The sequence below is a fragment of the Pseudarthrobacter sp. NPDC058119 genome, assembly GCF_042884655.1.
GTDB lineage: Bacteria > Actinomycetota > Actinomycetes > Actinomycetales > Micrococcaceae > Arthrobacter.
The window spans coordinates 739,469-754,328 of the sequence record NZ_JBHVTN010000001.1 but is presented as its reverse complement, the minus strand read 5'-3'; the positions used below and the strand labels follow the sequence as shown (position 1 = coordinate 754,328).

Here is a 14,860-nt window from a genome sequence, read left to right as displayed (position 1 = left end):
CCTACTTGCCGGCGTGGCGGGTGCGGCGGCCGGCGAGGACCAGCCCCAGTGCCGCGGCACCGAGCACCAGGCCTGCCGCGCCCAGGACCACGCCCCACACGGACGCCGCATTGTTGGCATCCTGGGCGGTGCGGGTGACTGCCTCGGTGCTGGGTGACGCTGATGCCGTGGCGGCGGCAGCGCCGTCGTCGGCCGTTGTCACGAAGGAGGGGGCGGGATGCTTGGGTTCCGGCTGCCCTTCGGCGCTCTCCTCGTCCCACTTCACCACGCTGCCGTCGGTGTACGTCTGGGCGGCCTTCAAAGTCACCTTCGTGCCCGCGGCGGGGAGCCGGCCCACCGACAGCGAGAACGCCTGGTACTGGTTCTGGCCCAGCTGGTGGGCTTCGTCGGCGGTCCAGACCACGGAGGTGGGCGCCTTGGTGACGGTGGCGCCGGCTACGGTGACGGGCTTGGGGAGATCGCCGGTGACCACCTGCGCGGTCCAGCCTTCCACGGGCTTCACGGAGACCGAGGTGAAGGGGGTGTCGGTGGGCAGGGAGACCTCGAGCTTGGTGGTCTTGGCTGTGGGGGACTCGTTGGGGACGTTGAACGTCAGGTGGGAGTAGCCGTTGGCACCGGTATCATCCGGGGTCACGCTGACGTGCGCGGACGCGACGGTGGCGCCCGCGGCGACGATTCCGGCGGCTGCAGCGCCGGCGGCCAGGGTCTTGAGGGTACGGCGGTATGAGGTGTTCAAAGCAAAGCCTTCCAAAGGGTGCGCCAAAAAGGGGCCGCGGGTGCGGCGGCGCGGAAAATTGACAGCGCGGTGTGCCCCTGACCGTTTTCGGGCCTGGGACTGCGCAGAGATTTGGCAGCCGCTTAGAGTGCGGCGTGGAAGGCCGGCGGCCCGCGGAGGGCGGGCAACCGCAGGTTCCGCCAGCGGAAGGGAATGACGACGGCGGCCGGCGCGGCAATGCGCGGCCACTCCGGGATGGCAAGGGAAGCCAGGATCCGGACCAGTGGGCGCAGCCACGCGGCAAGCGCCCACACGGCCGCCTCACCTTTGGCCAGGACCAGCGCGGTGGCCACCGTGGCCACCGCGTGCAGGGCCAGCATCAAAGCCCCGGGCACGGCGTCATGGCCGGGCATCAGGGCGCCGGCCGCGGCGGCTGGGAACGCTTCGTGGACGTGGGCGCCGTCAGCCGGGGTGAAGGGCGCCGAAGCGGAGAGCGCATCGAAGGCCCAGTGCAGGACCAGTTGGCTGGACGCCAGGAGCCCGATCATCGCCGGGGCGTTGATCTTCGTTTTCGAAAGGATCGTTACCGGCGCCAGCACCAGTGCCACGATTCCGGCCAAGATCGCCGGCTGGGGCAGCACGCCGCCGGCTACTACGTGTGCAGCCGCGGCCAGGGTCAGCATGGCCGCGGTAAAGGCGATGGCACGGGGGAGGCGGAACGGAGCATTCATGCCGGTCGCCGCCCTTCCTCTTGCTGTTGCCACCCTCAACTGTAAGGAATGACCGGCAGCGGCAGGTAATCAGCAGGGAAGCTATGTGGATGACGGCTGCCGACAACGCAGGAAAGCCCCTGGCCGGGGCCAAGGGCTTTGCTGTGGACTTCGGGTGCGCGCTACTCCGCGAGCTTGGCGACCGATTGCGCCCAGGTGAAGAACTTGTTGGTGCCCAGATCCTTGACGGTCTTGATGTTCAGGGCTTCTTTGAGCTTCTGGGCGTCGCTTTCGGACAGTCCCTTCAGCGCCTCGACCGGCGCTTTCGCGAGCTCGTCGATGCCCTTGTCAATGTATTCCTTGTCGAACTTCGAGTTGATTCCAGTCATGCTGTCCTCCTGCTGTCCGGTTGGGGCGTCATTGTGCCGGGGGGCACAATCGCCATTCAACCACGCCGGCCGGTAGTCCGCGTGGGTTTGTGGCGTTGACCTGCAGATCCATTGTGCGTGACAGCTTCGCAATACTACTAATCATGCTTACTATTGGTGGGCGCGGGCTGTCCGCTGGGGGCAGAGCACCCCGCGCCGCACCGGAGGTCTCACAAGCATGGACAACGAACTGCGTCCCCTCACCGATGAAGAACTGATGTCCGAACAGGCCACCGCGCTGCCGGACAAGGAAGTCGCGTCCGTCCTGGACCTGAACGCGGACCTGGACCTGGGCATCAATGCTGCGGCTCCAATCGACCTGGCCGTGGCCGCCAACGCGAACGTGGCGGCGCCTATCGATGCCGCCGCGTCAGCCAACATCCTGTCCTACGGGTCTGACGCGCAGGCCCTGTCCAGCCAGGACGCAGCGATCGACCAGGGCATCACTGCTGACGCCAATGCCGACTCCATGCAGGACAGCGTGATCGGCCAGGGCGACGGAACCACCGACACCGGCAGCACTGACGCCGGAACCGCGGATGGGACGGCCGGCGCTGTCACCGATCCCACCAGCACCGGAGGGCTCACCGACGCGGCAGGCGCCCTGAACGGCAACCTGCTCAACGTCGACGTCAACCTCGATGCCGACGCCGCCATTGCCGCCCCCATCAACGGTGCCGTTGCCGCGAATGCCAACGTTGCGGCCCCAATCGATGCGGCTGTGGCAGCAAACATCGGCTCCATCGACAGCCAGGCGTACGCCATCTCGGACCAGAGTGCCACCATCTCGCAGCACATCGACGGCGCCGCGGACGCAACCGCCGGCCAGCAGTCCGACCTGCAGCAGTAAGCCACCATGACCCAGACCCACGGCGGGCCGCCTTCCCAGGCGGGCCCGCCGTCGTCGGACCCTGCCCTTCCCCAGGACCCGCCGGGGCGCACCATCACGACGTCGGGTGCCCACCTTCCTGCCCTGGCCGACGGCGTGCAGTTGCTTGGCCCGGCGGAAGGCTCCGGCTACCGCGAGCCGCCGGCGCTGGTGCGCCGGGCCGACGGCCAGACCCTGCAGTTGACCCGGCTCCTGTACCTGGTGCTGGAAGGCGCCGACGGCACGCGCGACCTGGAGGCCATCGCCGGGTGTGTCAGTGCCGGTTCCGGGCGCCTGGTCAGCGCGGACAACGTCCGCACACTGATGGACTCCCAACTGCTGCCGATGGGCCTGCTCCGGCTCGCCGACGGCAGCCAGCCCGAGGTCAAAAAGTCCAACCCGCTGCTGGGCCTGCGGTTCCGCTACATCGTTTCCGATCCCGAGCGGACCCGCAGGATCACGGCACCTTTCGCCGTGCTGTTTAACCCGCTGATCGTGGTTGGCGTGGCGGCTGCGTTCCTTGCCGCCTGCTGGTGGGTGCTCATGGTGAAGGGCCTGGGTTCGGCTACGCATGAGGCCTTCGAGCAGCCGGCCCTCCTGCTGCTGATCCTCGCGGTGACCATCCTCTCCGCGGGGTTCCACGAATTCGGGCACGCCGCTGCCACCCGCAAGGGCGGCGCCACCCCTGGGGCCATGGGCGCCGGGCTGTACCTGCTGTGGCCCGCATTCTTCACCGACGTCACCGATTCCTACCGGCTGGGCCGCGGCGGCAGGATCCGCACCGACCTGGGCGGGCTTTACTTCAATGCCATTGTTGCGGTGGCCATCATGGGCCTCTGGTGGGCCACCGGTTTTGACGCGCTCCTGCTGGTGGTGGTCACGCAGATCCTGCAGATGGTACGGCAGCTGATCCCGCTGGTGAAATACGACGGCTACCACATCCTGGCCGACGCCACCGGGGTACCGGACCTCTTCCAGCGGATCAAGCCGACCCTTCTGGGGATCCTTCCGTGGCGGTGGGGAAACCCCGAAAGCCGGGTCCTGAAGCCGTGGGCGCGCGCTGTAGTCACCCTCTGGGTCCTAGTCACCGTGCCGGTGCTGCTATTCAGCATGGTGATGATGGTCCTGTCCCTGCCGCGGCTGCTGGCCACCGGGTGGGCCAGTGTGGGCAAACAGCAGGAAGCGCTCTCGGCATCGCTCGCCGGCGGGGATTTCCTGGGCGTGGCCGTGCGGGCACTGGCCATGATTGTGGTGGCCGTCCCGGTGCTCGGCGTGCTGTACATCGTCGTGCGGCTGCTGCGGCAGCTGGTCACCGGGCTGTGGCAGAAGACGCGCGGCAAGGCTCTGCAGCGTGCCGCGGCCATGACCGCCGTCGCCGTTTTGCTGGGCGGCCTCGCCTGGGCATGGTGGCCCGACGGCGGGACGTACCGCCCGGTGCAGGCCTACGAACGCGGGACGCTGGGTGACGCCACCGGGGCCATTCTTCCCCAGCGGCCGGAAAGGACAGTGTTGCGGGAGGGCGCCAACGGCCGGACGGTTGCATTGTGGCCGGCCGGTGCCGCCAAGCCCACGCGGGACAACCCGCAGTTGAGCATGGTGCTGGTCCCCACCGGCAAGGCGGCGTCGGCCGGCACCTCATCCGGCGGGACTGCTGCCGGGCCTGCCGCGCCGTCCTGGGTGTTCCCGTTCGACCGGCCGGCTGCTCCCGAGGGCGACGGAAACCAGGCGCTCGCCGTGAACACCACCGACGGCTCCGTCCAGTACAGCGTGGCATTCGCCCTCGTGTGGGCCGAGGATGGCCAGCCTGTCACTACGACCAACGAGGCCTACGCCTTCGCTAACTGCTCGGGCTGCGCGGCGGTGGCCGTGGGGTTCCAGGTGGTCCTGATCGTGGGGCAGACGGACGTGATCGTCCCGCAGAACCTGTCCGCGGCGGCCAACTACAACTGCCTGGACTGCCTCACCTACGCCCTGGCCAGCCAGCTGGTCCTGACGCTGGACGGCCCGCTGGACGGGGACAGCCAACGCCAGCTTGAGGCGCTCTGGGCCCGGATTGCCGACTACGGGCGGAACCTCCAGGATGTTCCGCTTTCCGATATCCAGGCCACGCTCAACGGTTACAAGGATCAGATCACGGCCATCGTCAAAGGTGCGTCGGTGACTTCAGCTTCCACGCCTGCACCCTCTGTTTCGGCCGATCCCAGCCCTGGCCCTTCTTCGTCCGGCGCGGTCGTTGAACCGTCCGGCCCGGCGACGGACCCTGCCGGTGGCCCCAACCCAGCCCCGACCTCCGGTGCCACCGGGCCGACGGGACAGTACACGGAAGGCCCGGCGCCGACGTCGTCCGTTGCCTACCCCACCACCGAACCCACTGCCGGCTCCGGGTCTGGGGCCACGCCCGTCCCGGTGCCCACGTCCAGCGCGGGCTGACTGGGCCACCGGGGGCCTGCAGGAGGTCAGCCTGGTGGCACGATTACGACAGCCACCATCATTGACGCCCCGGATATTTGGGCGTCTGCGTGGAACCTGCGCGTCGAAACCGAACTTGGGAGTAGAACTTGTCTTAGGAATGAACAACATACTCTGGGCAAAGGAAAGTCGATCATGGTCAACGGTGGACAGTTAGGGGCCAACGTCGGGGTATTGGTGGCCGTGGGCGTCGCCCTGTACATCGTCCTGGTGGTCCGCCGGCGGAAGTGAAGCTTCCTTCATACGCGCGGGTCGCCCTGCAGCAGGGTGGACTGCAGGGCGACCCTAGGCTTCGGGTTTTTGGAGAACCGCTCAGAAGCCGGACTGGTTAGTTTCGTCGAATGCCGTAATAGGTAATGCAAATCCGTTTCCGGCTAGGTCTGTGAGATTTGCCGATGGCGTATACGACGGCTTTGTGATGGCAACATTCTGCAATGTGCTGCCCGTTGCCGAGTTGCCGAACTTGATCGTCAGAATCTTTCCGGTTGGGTCCAGTGTCAGCGTCGAAGCGCCGCCCGATCCATTGCCGTTGGGTCCGAACGTCGCATTGGCGCTGACGTAGTTGGCCTTCAGGGCGATAGTGCCGATATTGAAGTCGTTGCAGTCGCCGGTCGCGAAGCTGAGACCGTCATTCGTTGAGTTGTCGATCAACGTAACGGTGCCGTTGAACGTTGTGGCACTGCTGGTGCCCGAGCAGAACTTGGCCGGATCCAGGGCTTCGAAGAACTGTATTGTCACGGTGTCGCCCTTGTCCGCCTGATTCAGCTTGGAGCCTCCGCTTCCGTTGGCCAGGGTGACGCTCCTAACTGTGGGTCGCAAAGTGTCCTTGGTGACGGGCACAGAAACTGTGATGCTGTTGCCGGCGGCATCGGTGGTGGTCGCCGTTGCAGTAACCGTAACGACAGGATTGGTGGAGCTGTCCTTAATTGCAGACAGATTGAGGGGCCCGGTACCCCAAGAAGTGCCGGCCGCTGTTCCAGGAACGGTCGTGATGCCGTCCGTCACGCTCACATTTACGGGCGAGCCGGAATCGGTAGTGCCGCTGAAGACATAGTTGTTGACGTTGCCCGCCAGTATATTCTGCGGCTTGTTGAGAGTCAGGGAGACATTTGTATCCCTGATGTCAGAGGTTGTCGCCGGGCCGCTGGTGTTTCCAGCGCCGTCCGTGACCGTAACCGTATAGGTGACGGAGCCGTCCACCATCCCTGAAGTAAAACCGAGGTTGAGGGTGAGCGACCATGGACCGTCGATCGTTGTTGCCGTCCCCTGCACGGCGGTGCCTGCAGAGTCCTTCGCGATTACCTTAACGGTTGAACCAGCCTCAGCGGAACCTTTCACGAGCACGTTATTGAGGTTTCCGCTGAAGACGTAGGGCGGCACGCTCAGGCCCGTAGCTGCAGCAGGGGCCGCAGTGTCCTTAACGCCCGTAGCCGTCCTGGCGGAGCCGACGTTGCCTGCGGCGTCCGTGGCCGTGGCCGTGTACGTCACCGTTCCTTGGTTCAGGCTGCTCAGGTTGACGGTGATGGACCAGGCCCCGCTTCCGGAGGCGGTGGCCGTGCCCGGAACGGAGTGCCCGGCGCCGTCGCTGGCCGTGAGGTTGATCGTGGCCCCCGCTTCGGCGGTGCCGCCCACCGTCACCCCGGAAACCGTAGCCGCATTGGCGTTGGGAAGCGGGGTGGTGAAGGCAGGTGCCACGGGCGCCTGGGTGTCGATCTTGACCGCCTGGTTCTGGGCGGACCCGGCGTTGCCCACCTTGTCGGTCGCGAAGTAGGACACCGTATGCGTCCCGTCTCCTGCCACCGGGATGGTGGCGACGGCGCCGTTCACCGTCTGCTTTGCGCCGCCGTCGACCGCGTACGTAATGGAGGCGACGCCCGAACCGCTCGTGCCGTCGTCGGCCGTGATGGTCACCGTAACCGGGCTGGTGTTGTTCCAGCCAGCCGCGTTGGGGGAGGGCGAAAGCGTGGCTGACGCAGTCGGCGGGGTGGCATCGCTGCTGATGCCGTTGCTGCGCGGGCTTTCGCCGCCGGTCCAGAGTGCGATGGCCGGGGTGACGGTGTAGTACCAGGTGCCGCCCGGGACGTTCTGCTCCGTGCAGGTGAGGGTGGTGACGGTGCCCGCGCAGCCCCCGGTGGCCGGGATGGCAGTCCCGCCGGTGGCTGCGGAATAGCGGGCCACCGTGTACCCGGTGGCGGGCCGGCCGTTGACGGTGGTGCCGTTGGCCCAGGTGACCGAGAGCGCGGCGCCGTTGGCGGTGACGGCTGGCTTGGAGCCCGGCGTCAGGGCGTCGGCGGCTGCTGCGGCGTTGTTGCTGCTGGTGGTGGCGGCCCAGAACGCGTAGGCGGCGGTGCCCGAGCCGAGCAGGAGGAGGACTGCGGTGATGATCCAGGCCAGCCTGCGGGATGGGCGGCGGCCAACGAAGAGGGACGCGTTGCGGGCTGCGAGGCTCATTTGCGGACCTCCGCCGTCACAGGAATGCTGAACGTTGCGCCCTGGCAGGCTGCGAGCGAGGTGGTGTCCATGGTGGCCGCTCCGGGGAGGGTGATGAGGGCTGACGAATTCGCGGCAACGGAGGTTGCGGGGGTGAGCGGGGCGGCGGTCCCCGTGAAGCGGACGCCGGTGGTGGTGCATCCGGGGTGCGCTGCATCCGCCCTGGCCGGCCCGTTGCCGGTGACGCTGTAGACCTGCACCGAATACGGGTTGGGGTTGGTCAGCCGGAGGACGACGTCGGCGCTGCCGCCAGGGTAGAGGGCCGCCTTGGGGTTGTCGCTGGCGACGAGGGCGTCCACGGTGACTGCCTGCATGGTGCCGGCGGCTGCCGATCCGCTCCCGGCACCCGTGCCGCTCCAGAAGGCGTAGGCCGTTCCGGCGCCGGCGGTCACCAGGACTCCAGCGAGGGCAGCCGCCTTGAGGCCGCGGCTTCTTGTGGGTGTCATCTCAGTTCCCCTGTCCTGATCCTGAGTAGCTGAGCTGGAGGGTGGCGCCTTTGCAGCCGTCCTGGTTAGCGGACGTGTCCAGCATTCCCACGCGCGGCCAGGTGGTCTGGGCGACGTTGAGCCCCTGGAGGGAGCCGCCCGTGGCCGGAACTGCCAGCGGGTAGGGGCCGCTGTACTGGGTGACGGTGAAGTCGGCCGGCGTGCACGGCAGGTTGCTTGCCACGGCGGCCGCGCTCCGGGTGACACCCGCGACGGCGACGGAAAGGTTGGTCAGCGACAACGGCTTGTTGATGGGGTTGCTGATCTGCAGGTTCAGGCCGGCCGAGGTGCCAGGGGACAGGCTGCCGGGGAGGGTCCCGGAGATGCCGAACTGCTTGATGGTGGAGTCCAGGACCAGCTGGACGTTGGCGTAGGCGTATTGCGTCTTCCCGGTGGAGTCCTTGCCGCTCCCTACCAGGTACAGGCTGGAGGTTCCTTTGGGGGAGTCACCCGTGGTGGCCACCTGGAGAGTAGCGGAGTTCTCGGTGGCCGGGCTGGGAGAGAACGAGGCCGTGGCACCCGCCGGCAGGCCGCCCAGGACGCTGAAGGTGATGGGCCCGCTGAGGTTGGTTCGGCTGAGCTGCAGCGTGTAGACCGCTGTGGCGCCGGGCGGAATACTGACGGAGTCCGGCGTGGCAGTCATCGAGAAGGAGCTGGAGATCTTGTAGTTCACCGTGAGGCTGGCGGTTACGCTCCCGGAGACCTTACCGCTGGTTGCGGTGATGGTGATTGGGCTGGTGCCCGCCGGTGTGGTTGCGGCGGTGGTGGTGTTCAGGGTGGCCGTAGTAGGGCTGCCGGAGTTGAGGGCGATGGACGACGGCGAGAAGGCACCGCTTGCCCCGGCCGGAAGTCCCGCGGCGGCCAGGTTCACCGCGCCGCTGAATCCGCCGGTGGGGGTCAGGGTCACGGTGTAGCTGGCCGATTGGCCCTGCTGGACGGACTGGCTCGCGGGGGAGACCTGTACCGTGACGCCTGGCTTTGGATTGTTTGCCGCTGCGATCAGCGACCCGGCGCCCAGCAGCATCAGCAGCAGTGCCGCGACCGCTGCCCTGATGCCGATCCGCCTGCGACGCTGCGCCTGCCCGTCCTGCTCGTGCACCCTGTGCCCCTCTTTCCTCGGTGCAAATGACGGCAAGCCGGGGGCGGATTCGCACCGCCCCCGGCCCGCTGCTGGATTACTGGCTGTCCACGCTCACGGTGATGGTGGCACCCTTGCAGGCATCCTGGTTGACAGCAGGATCGTCGTTGAGAGTCAGGGTTCCAGTGCCCAGAGCCGCGGCGGCGTCACCCCCGACCACAGTGGTCGTAGTAGCCTTTCCGGTCGAGTCCGTCGGAACGGTAGCCGTGAACCAGTCGGGTGAGCAACCTGCGTTGCTGGTGCCCGAGACGTGCGCACCACTCAAGGTGACAGGGGTGCTGCTGGTGTTCTTCGAGTTGTCCGCCGTGTAGGTGATGGTCTTGGGGCTGCCCGGTGCAATGTTCGGGTCAACCGTCAAGTTGATGGTTACCGGCGTTGTGCCCTTCGCTGCGGCCGCAGTTCCGGAACCGGAACCCGTGGTGCTCCAGTAGGCGTAAGCGGCGCCGCCGCCGGCTGCCAGCAGCGTCGCGGACAGGGCAACAGCGGCGATCTTGTTCTTCTTGGTCATCTTGCGCATGGAGAAGCTCCTTGAATGTGTGGTTGAGAACCCGTTCCCCCATTGGCGGCTCCATCCAGGTGCCTTCCGGTGGATCGATGACCCAATGTTTGCCGGAGCGAAACAGGCGCAACAACAGGTACCGGTACCCGTGTTTCTGAAACCTCAAGAAGTCCACTACTCGGTAAGCGCTGCCACTACCTGCGTTCTCGGCGCTCCATTGCCCCGGAAGATTCTCCGCATATGGCGAGAACCCGGGACACGCGGGGCCAAACCAAGTAGTCGCCATTGGCCGTCTTTGGGTTCAGCCCGAGCAGCCCTGTGGAGCGCTCACATTGAGCCAATCTTGCGTATCCAGAGAACCCGTTTTCGACGTGCAAAACCGTACGTGACGCGCACCTTCCCTGGCGCACCAGACATGTGCGCATCGAAAAGTAACCGGCGAGTCGGAGGTGAATCTGCGCGTCGGTGGCCACGATGCGCGTCGGCGGCGGGGCTCGCCGCGAGTGCGGACAGCCAGCCCTACCGCGTATCCACGTCCTCGAACACCAGGAAAGTCTGCGTATCCAGGACGCCGGGCATGGTCTGCAGTTGGTCGAAGATCACCCGGCGCAGGTCGATGTTGTCCACGGCCCTGACCAGCAGGATCACGTCGAAGTCGCCGCCCACCAGTGCGATGTGGTGCACCTCGGGGATGGCGCCCAGCTGGTCCCGAAGTTCCCGCCAGGAATCCTGCTTCAGCTTCAGCGTCACGTAGGCCGAGGACTTCAGCCCGGCCTTGATGGGATCCACCAACGCCGTGAACCGCGTCAGCACCCCGTCTCCGGTCAGCCGGGCGATACGGGAGTAGGCGTGCGCCCGCGAGATGTGCACATTCTCGGCCACCTGGGTCACGGACATCCGGCCATCCCGGGTGAGTTCGGCAATGATGCGGCGGTCAATCTCGTCCAGCGGAACTTCGGCAGCAGCATCCTTGCCCGGCATTTTGTCCACGGCTCCCGTCGGTAATCCACGTCACAGTTACAAATCGTCTCCCATAGTAGGCGCTTTGAAGCAGCTTCTCCACGATTTGAGGAGGTGCTGGATACGAAACCGCCATCAGGACCATACTGGGAGCGAATAGTGGCTAACGAAGGACGGACCAATGACGATCTCCGCAGACCACACTGCGCCGGACACCACCGGCCCCGCAGCAGCAGAAAATGCTCTGACGGAGGCTGTGAAGAAGTTCGGCATCACGGTGGAGGACTACATGCTCCCCGCCCGGCACCAGATCCAGATGGTGGACCCGGACGGCCGGCTCAAGCCCGAAGGCGAACAAGGCACCCAGCCCGGCCACGAATACCCCGTGCCCGGCGACAAGGAACTCCTCGAAGCATACGAGCAGCTCGTCGTCGGCCGCCGCGTCAATGACCAGAACTCCGCCCTGGTCCGGCAGGGCCGCATGGCCGTCTACCCCTCCAGCCATGGCCAGGAAGCCTGCCAGGTGGCCGCCGCCCTCTGCCTGTCCGACGGCGACTGGATGTTCCCCACCTACCGCGACGCCGTGGCCGTGATGACCCGCGGCGTGGACCCCGTCCAGGTGATGACCATCTTCCGCGGCGACTGGCACGGCGGCTACGACCCCCTCAAGTACAAGGTGGGCATCCAATGCACCCCGCTGACCACCCAGCTGCTGCACGCCGTCGGGGTTGCGCACGCCGCCAAGCTCCGCGGTGAGGACACCGTGGTGCTGGCCATGTGCGGCGACGGCGCCACCAGCGAAGGCGACTTCCACGAGGCCCTGAACTTCGCCGCCGTCTTCCACCTGCCCGTCATCTTCTTCGTGCAGAACAACAAGTACGCCATCTCGGTGCCCCTGGCGCACCAGTCCGTGGCGCCGTCGCTCGCGCACAAGGCCGTGGGCTACGGCATGGCCGGTGAACGCGTGGACGGCAACGATGTCGTCGCCCTCCTGGCCGTCCTGGACCGCGCCGTGAAACTCGCCCGCGAGGGCTCCGGGCCGTTGCTGGTCGAGGCGAACACGTACCGGATGCAAGCCCACACGAACGCCGACGACGACACCCGCTACCGGGAAAGCGCCGAGGTTGCCGAGTGGCGGGCCAAGGACCCCGTGAACCGGATGCGCACGTACCTGACGGACCGGGGGCTGCTGGACGATTCCGCTGGAGAGCGGATCCGTGAGCACGCGGAGGCAGTTGCCGCGCAGCTGCGCGAGGGCCTCGGCGAGGACGTCCCGGTGGACCCGCAGGAACTCTTCCGCCACGTGTTCGCGGTGCAGACCCCGCAGCTGCAGGAACAGTCCGCCATGCTCGCCGACGAGCTGGCCCGCGACGCAGCAGCTACTGAATCGAAGGAGGCCGGCAAGTGAGCCCCACCATCACCACCTCATCCGAGGCCAACGGCAACGTTTCCGCCGCCACCGCCCGGGCGGCCGCCTCCGCTGCGGCGTCCGCAGAGGCCGCCGGCCCGCAGCCGGTCACCATGGCCAAGGCCCTCAACACCGCGCTCGCAGACGCCATGTCCGCAGACTCCTCGGTCCTGGTATTCGGCGAAGATGTGGGCATGCTGGGCGGCGTCTTCCGCATTACCGACGGGCTCACCGCCACCTTCGGTGAGCAGCGCTGCTTCGACACCCCGCTGGCCGAATCCGGCATCGTGGGCATGGCCGTGGGCATGGCCATCAACGGCATGCGCCCGGTGATCGAGATGCAGTTCGACGCGTTCGCGTACCCGGCGTTCGAACAGATCGTCAGCCACGTGGCCAAGATGCACAACCGCACCAAGGGCATGGTCAAGCTGCCCATGGTCATCCGCATCCCGTACGGCGGCGGCATCGGGGGAGTGGAGCACCACTGCGATTCCTCCGAGTCCTACTACGCCCACACCGCCGGCCTGAAGGTCTACACCCCCGCCACCGTGGCGGACGGCTACCGGATGCTCCGCGAAGCCATCGACTCCGACGATCCCGTGGTCTTCATGGAACCCAAGAAGATGTATTGGACCAAGGACTCCGTGGACCTGACCGAGCTCCGGCACCTTCATGAGGACGGGCGTTCTGCGGACGGCACGACGGCGGGACGCACCTCGGAGGGGAGGGCCGCCGTCGCGCGTCCAGGCACCGACGCGACGCTGATTGCCTACGGTCCGTCCGTGCCCACCGCTCTTGCCGCGGCCGAGGCCGCGGCGCTGGAAGGACGCTCGCTGGAAGTGATCGACGTGCGGACCATCGTGCCGTTCGACGATGCCACTGTCTGCGAGTCGGTGCAGAAGACCGGCCGGGCCGTGGTGATCGCTGAGGCACACGGGTTCGCTTCTGTGTCCTCCGAGATCGTGGCCCGGGTGCAGGAACGCTGCTTCCACTACCTGGCCGCACCGATCCGCCGCGTGACCGGGTTCGACGTCCCGTACCCGGCGCCCAAACTCGAGAAGTACTACCTGCCCGGCGTGGACCGCATCCTCGACGCCGTTGACGACCTTCAATGGGAGGACTGATTTCTGTGAGTGAGCCGCGTGTGTTTTTACTGCCCGACCTGGGCGAAGGCCTGACCGAGGCTGAGCTGGTGGCCTGGCACGTCTCTGTTGGTGACTCCATTGAGGTGGACCAGCCGATCGCCGAGGTGGAGACCGCCAAGTCCGCCGTCGAAGTTCCCTCTCCCTACGCCGGCATCGTGGCCGAGCTGCACGGGAAGCCGGGGGAGACCCTCGATGTGGGGAAGCCGCTGATCTCGGTGACGCCCGTTGGTTCCCTGGGGCCCGACACGGATGATGCCGCCCCCGCCCCTTCGCCGGACGACCATGCTGCAAGCAGCATGCCGTCCGGCTCCGACATGCCCGATGCCACTCCCGGGGCGGCATCATCCGCGCCTTCAGCGTCTGTCGCGGCAGCCGAGACCTATCGGGAGGAAGAGAAAGCCGGCTCCGGCAATGTGCTGATCGGGTATGGAACTCCGGGCGGGCATGGCCAGGCTCGGCGCACCCGTGCCCGGAAGGCCGGCGTCGCGCTCGCTGAACCTGCTGAGCCCGCCAATACCCAGCTGTCCAAGGAGGACGAGCTTGCGCTCCTGCGCACCCGCGTTCCCGGGAAACTTGGTGCCGTGATCTCGCCTCTGGTGCGGCGGATGGCGAAGGAACACGGCGTGGACCTTGGCGGCCTCTCCGGCTCCGGCGACAGCGGGCTGATCATGCGCCGCGACGTTGAAGCGGCGCTGAAATCGGCAGCACCTGAGGCCGCACCCGAGGCCCCACACATTGAAGCGCCCGCGCCGGTGCCGGAGCCTGTTGCAACGTCCGCCGGCCCGGCCACGGACGCCCGCACCGGACTCGCGATCTCTGCCCGCACTCCGGTCCGCGGCGTGCGCAAGGCCGTGGCCGCCAACATGGCCCGCAGCCGCTCCGAGATCCCGGAAGCAACCGTATGGGTGGACGTTGACGCCACCGCGCTGATGGAGCTGCGCGAGGGGCTGAAGGCCAACGGCGCCGACGTCCCCGGCCTGCTCGCGTTCATTGCCCGGTTCGTCACCGCGGGGCTGAAGAAGTTCCCGGAACTGAACACGCGCATCGAGACGACGGACGACGGGTCGCAGGAGATCGTGGCCTTCGACGGGATCAACCTTGGCTTCGCGGCGCAGACCGACCGCGGCCTGGTGGTGCCCTCGGTCCGCGGGGCCGAGAAGCTCAGCGCCAGGGAGCTGGATGCGGAAATCCGCCGGCTCACCCAGGTGGCCCGCGACGGCAAGGCGACCCCGGCTGAGCTGGGCGGCGGAACGTTCACGCTGAACAACTACGGCGTGTTCGGCGTCGACGGTTCAGCGGCGATCATCAACCACCCGGAGGTGGGCATCCTCGGGGTGGGCCGGATCATCGACAAGCCGTGGGTGGTCAACGGGGAGCTGGCCGTCCGCAAGGTGACCGAACTGACCCTGACGTTCGACCACCGGGTCTGCGACGGCGGCACGGCCGGCGGCTTCCTCCGCTTCGTGGCGGATGCCATCGAAAACCCGACGTCCCTCCTGGCCGACATCTAACCCCGCGGACGTTTTCGACACGGAAAACCTCCAC

13 protein-coding genes are annotated in these 14,860 nt (G+C 67.1%); 5 read left to right on the top strand and 8 right to left on the bottom strand.

Annotation, left to right across the window (positions count from 1 at the left end; all coding sequences use genetic code 11):
* Position 1 precedes the first annotated feature (1 nt).
* The 3 genes from ACFVTD_RS03555 to ACFVTD_RS03545 all read right to left on the bottom strand — a co-directional run bounded on the left by ACFVTD_RS03555 (position 2) and on the right by ACFVTD_RS03545 (position 1,814).
* Positions 2 to 736: a YcnI family protein gene (locus ACFVTD_RS03555; protein ID WP_387558098.1), complete on the bottom strand. Its 735-nt coding sequence runs from the start codon at positions 734 to 736 to the stop codon at positions 2 to 4.
* A gap of 122 nt (positions 737 to 858) precedes the next feature.
* The gene (locus ACFVTD_RS03550; RefSeq protein ID WP_387558096.1) at positions 859 to 1,446 is read right to left on the bottom strand and encodes a hypothetical protein; all 588 of its coding nucleotides are present in this window, start codon (positions 1,444 to 1,446) and stop codon (positions 859 to 861) included.
* A gap of 161 nt (positions 1,447 to 1,607) precedes the next feature.
* Positions 1,608 to 1,814 carry a hypothetical protein gene (locus tag ACFVTD_RS03545; protein WP_141159594.1) on the bottom strand — a complete coding sequence of 69 codons (207 nt, stop codon included), beginning with the start codon at positions 1,812 to 1,814 and terminating at the stop codon, positions 1,608 to 1,610.
* Positions 1,815 to 2,031: 217 nt separating this feature from the next.
* On the opposite strand from ACFVTD_RS03545, the gene ACFVTD_RS03540 reads away from it, so the two are divergent.
* Together ACFVTD_RS03540 and ACFVTD_RS03535 are read left to right on the top strand one after the other, a co-directional pair.
* Positions 2,032 to 2,703 carry a peptidoglycan-binding protein gene (locus ACFVTD_RS03540; RefSeq protein ID WP_387558092.1) on the top strand — a complete coding sequence of 224 codons (672 nt, stop codon included), beginning with the start codon at positions 2,032 to 2,034 and terminating at the stop codon, positions 2,701 to 2,703.
* Between the two features lie 6 nt (positions 2,704 to 2,709).
* Positions 2,710 to 5,151 (top strand): hypothetical protein, encoded by a 2,442-nt coding sequence (locus tag ACFVTD_RS03535; RefSeq protein WP_387558090.1) that lies wholly within the window; start codon positions 2,710 to 2,712, stop codon positions 5,149 to 5,151.
* Positions 5,152 to 5,502: 351 nt separating this feature from the next.
* Here ACFVTD_RS03535 and ACFVTD_RS03530 read toward each other — a convergent pair whose 3' ends face one another.
* From ACFVTD_RS03530 to ACFVTD_RS03510, 5 genes are all read right to left on the bottom strand, one after another.
* Positions 5,503 to 7,641 carry a beta strand repeat-containing protein gene (locus ACFVTD_RS03530; RefSeq protein ID WP_387558087.1) on the bottom strand — a complete coding sequence of 713 codons (2,139 nt, stop codon included), beginning with the start codon at positions 7,639 to 7,641 and terminating at the stop codon, positions 5,503 to 5,505.
* Positions 7,638 to 8,126, bottom strand: a complete 489-nt coding sequence (locus ACFVTD_RS03525; protein WP_387558084.1) for a hypothetical protein — start codon at positions 8,124 to 8,126, stop codon at positions 7,638 to 7,640. Before ACFVTD_RS03525 ends, ACFVTD_RS03530 begins: the two co-directional genes overlap by 4 nt.
* 1 nt (position 8,127) lies before the next feature.
* A complete protein-coding gene (locus ACFVTD_RS03520; RefSeq protein WP_387558081.1) occupies positions 8,128 to 9,264 on the bottom strand; it encodes a hypothetical protein in 1,137 nt (378 codons plus the stop codon).
* A gap of 76 nt (positions 9,265 to 9,340) precedes the next feature.
* On the bottom strand, positions 9,341 to 9,820 hold the full coding sequence (locus ACFVTD_RS03515; protein ID WP_387558078.1) for a hypothetical protein: 480 nt from the start codon (positions 9,818 to 9,820) through the stop codon (positions 9,341 to 9,343).
* A gap of 501 nt (positions 9,821 to 10,321) precedes the next feature.
* On the bottom strand, positions 10,322 to 10,783 hold the full coding sequence (locus tag ACFVTD_RS03510; protein WP_275179969.1) for an Lrp/AsnC family transcriptional regulator: 462 nt from the start codon (positions 10,781 to 10,783) through the stop codon (positions 10,322 to 10,324).
* A gap of 160 nt (positions 10,784 to 10,943) precedes the next feature.
* Here ACFVTD_RS03510 and pdhA point away from each other — a divergent pair, with 160 nt between their 5' ends.
* From pdhA to ACFVTD_RS03495, 3 genes are read left to right on the top strand one after another with little or no spacing between them, the layout of a single operon-like run.
* Positions 10,944 to 12,170, top strand: coding sequence for a pyruvate dehydrogenase (acetyl-transferring) E1 component subunit alpha (gene pdhA / locus ACFVTD_RS03505; RefSeq protein WP_387558075.1), 1,227 nt, complete (start codon positions 10,944 to 10,946; stop codon positions 12,168 to 12,170).
* A complete protein-coding gene (locus ACFVTD_RS03500; RefSeq protein ID WP_387558072.1) occupies positions 12,167 to 13,294 on the top strand; it encodes an alpha-ketoacid dehydrogenase subunit beta in 1,128 nt (375 codons plus the stop codon). The genes pdhA and ACFVTD_RS03500 overlap by 4 nt, the downstream gene beginning before the upstream one ends.
* Positions 13,295 to 13,299: 5 nt before the next feature.
* Entirely contained in the window at positions 13,300 to 14,826 is a 1,527-nt protein-coding gene (locus ACFVTD_RS03495) for a dihydrolipoamide acetyltransferase family protein (RefSeq protein ID WP_387558069.1), read from the top strand.
* Positions 14,827 to 14,860 lie beyond the last annotated feature (34 nt).

Excerpts from the sequence above, each read along its gene's own strand:
- ACFVTD_RS03515 (WP_387558078.1), bottom strand. The coding sequence starts at position 9,820 with ATGCGCAAGATGACCAAGAAGAACAAGATCGCCGCTGTTGCCCTGTCC.
- pdhA (WP_387558075.1), top strand. The coding sequence starts at position 10,944 with ATGACGATCTCCGCAGACCACACTGCGCCGGACACCACCGGCCCCGCA.
- ACFVTD_RS03550 (WP_387558096.1), bottom strand. The coding sequence starts at position 1,446 with ATGAATGCTCCGTTCCGCCTCCCCCGTGCCATCGCCTTTACCGCGGCC.
- ACFVTD_RS03510 (WP_275179969.1), bottom strand. The coding sequence starts at position 10,783 with ATGCCGGGCAAGGATGCTGCTGCCGAAGTTCCGCTGGACGAGATTGAC.
- ACFVTD_RS03525 (WP_387558084.1), bottom strand. The coding sequence starts at position 8,126 with ATGACACCCACAAGAAGCCGCGGCCTCAAGGCGGCTGCCCTCGCTGGA.
- ACFVTD_RS03535 (WP_387558090.1), top strand. The coding sequence starts at position 2,710 with ATGACCCAGACCCACGGCGGGCCGCCTTCCCAGGCGGGCCCGCCGTCG.
- ACFVTD_RS03545 (WP_141159594.1), bottom strand. The coding sequence starts at position 1,814 with ATGACTGGAATCAACTCGAAGTTCGACAAGGAATACATTGACAAGGGC.
- ACFVTD_RS03540 (WP_387558092.1), top strand. The coding sequence starts at position 2,032 with ATGGACAACGAACTGCGTCCCCTCACCGATGAAGAACTGATGTCCGAA.
- ACFVTD_RS03530 (WP_387558087.1), bottom strand. The coding sequence starts at position 7,641 with ATGAGCCTCGCAGCCCGCAACGCGTCCCTCTTCGTTGGCCGCCGCCCA.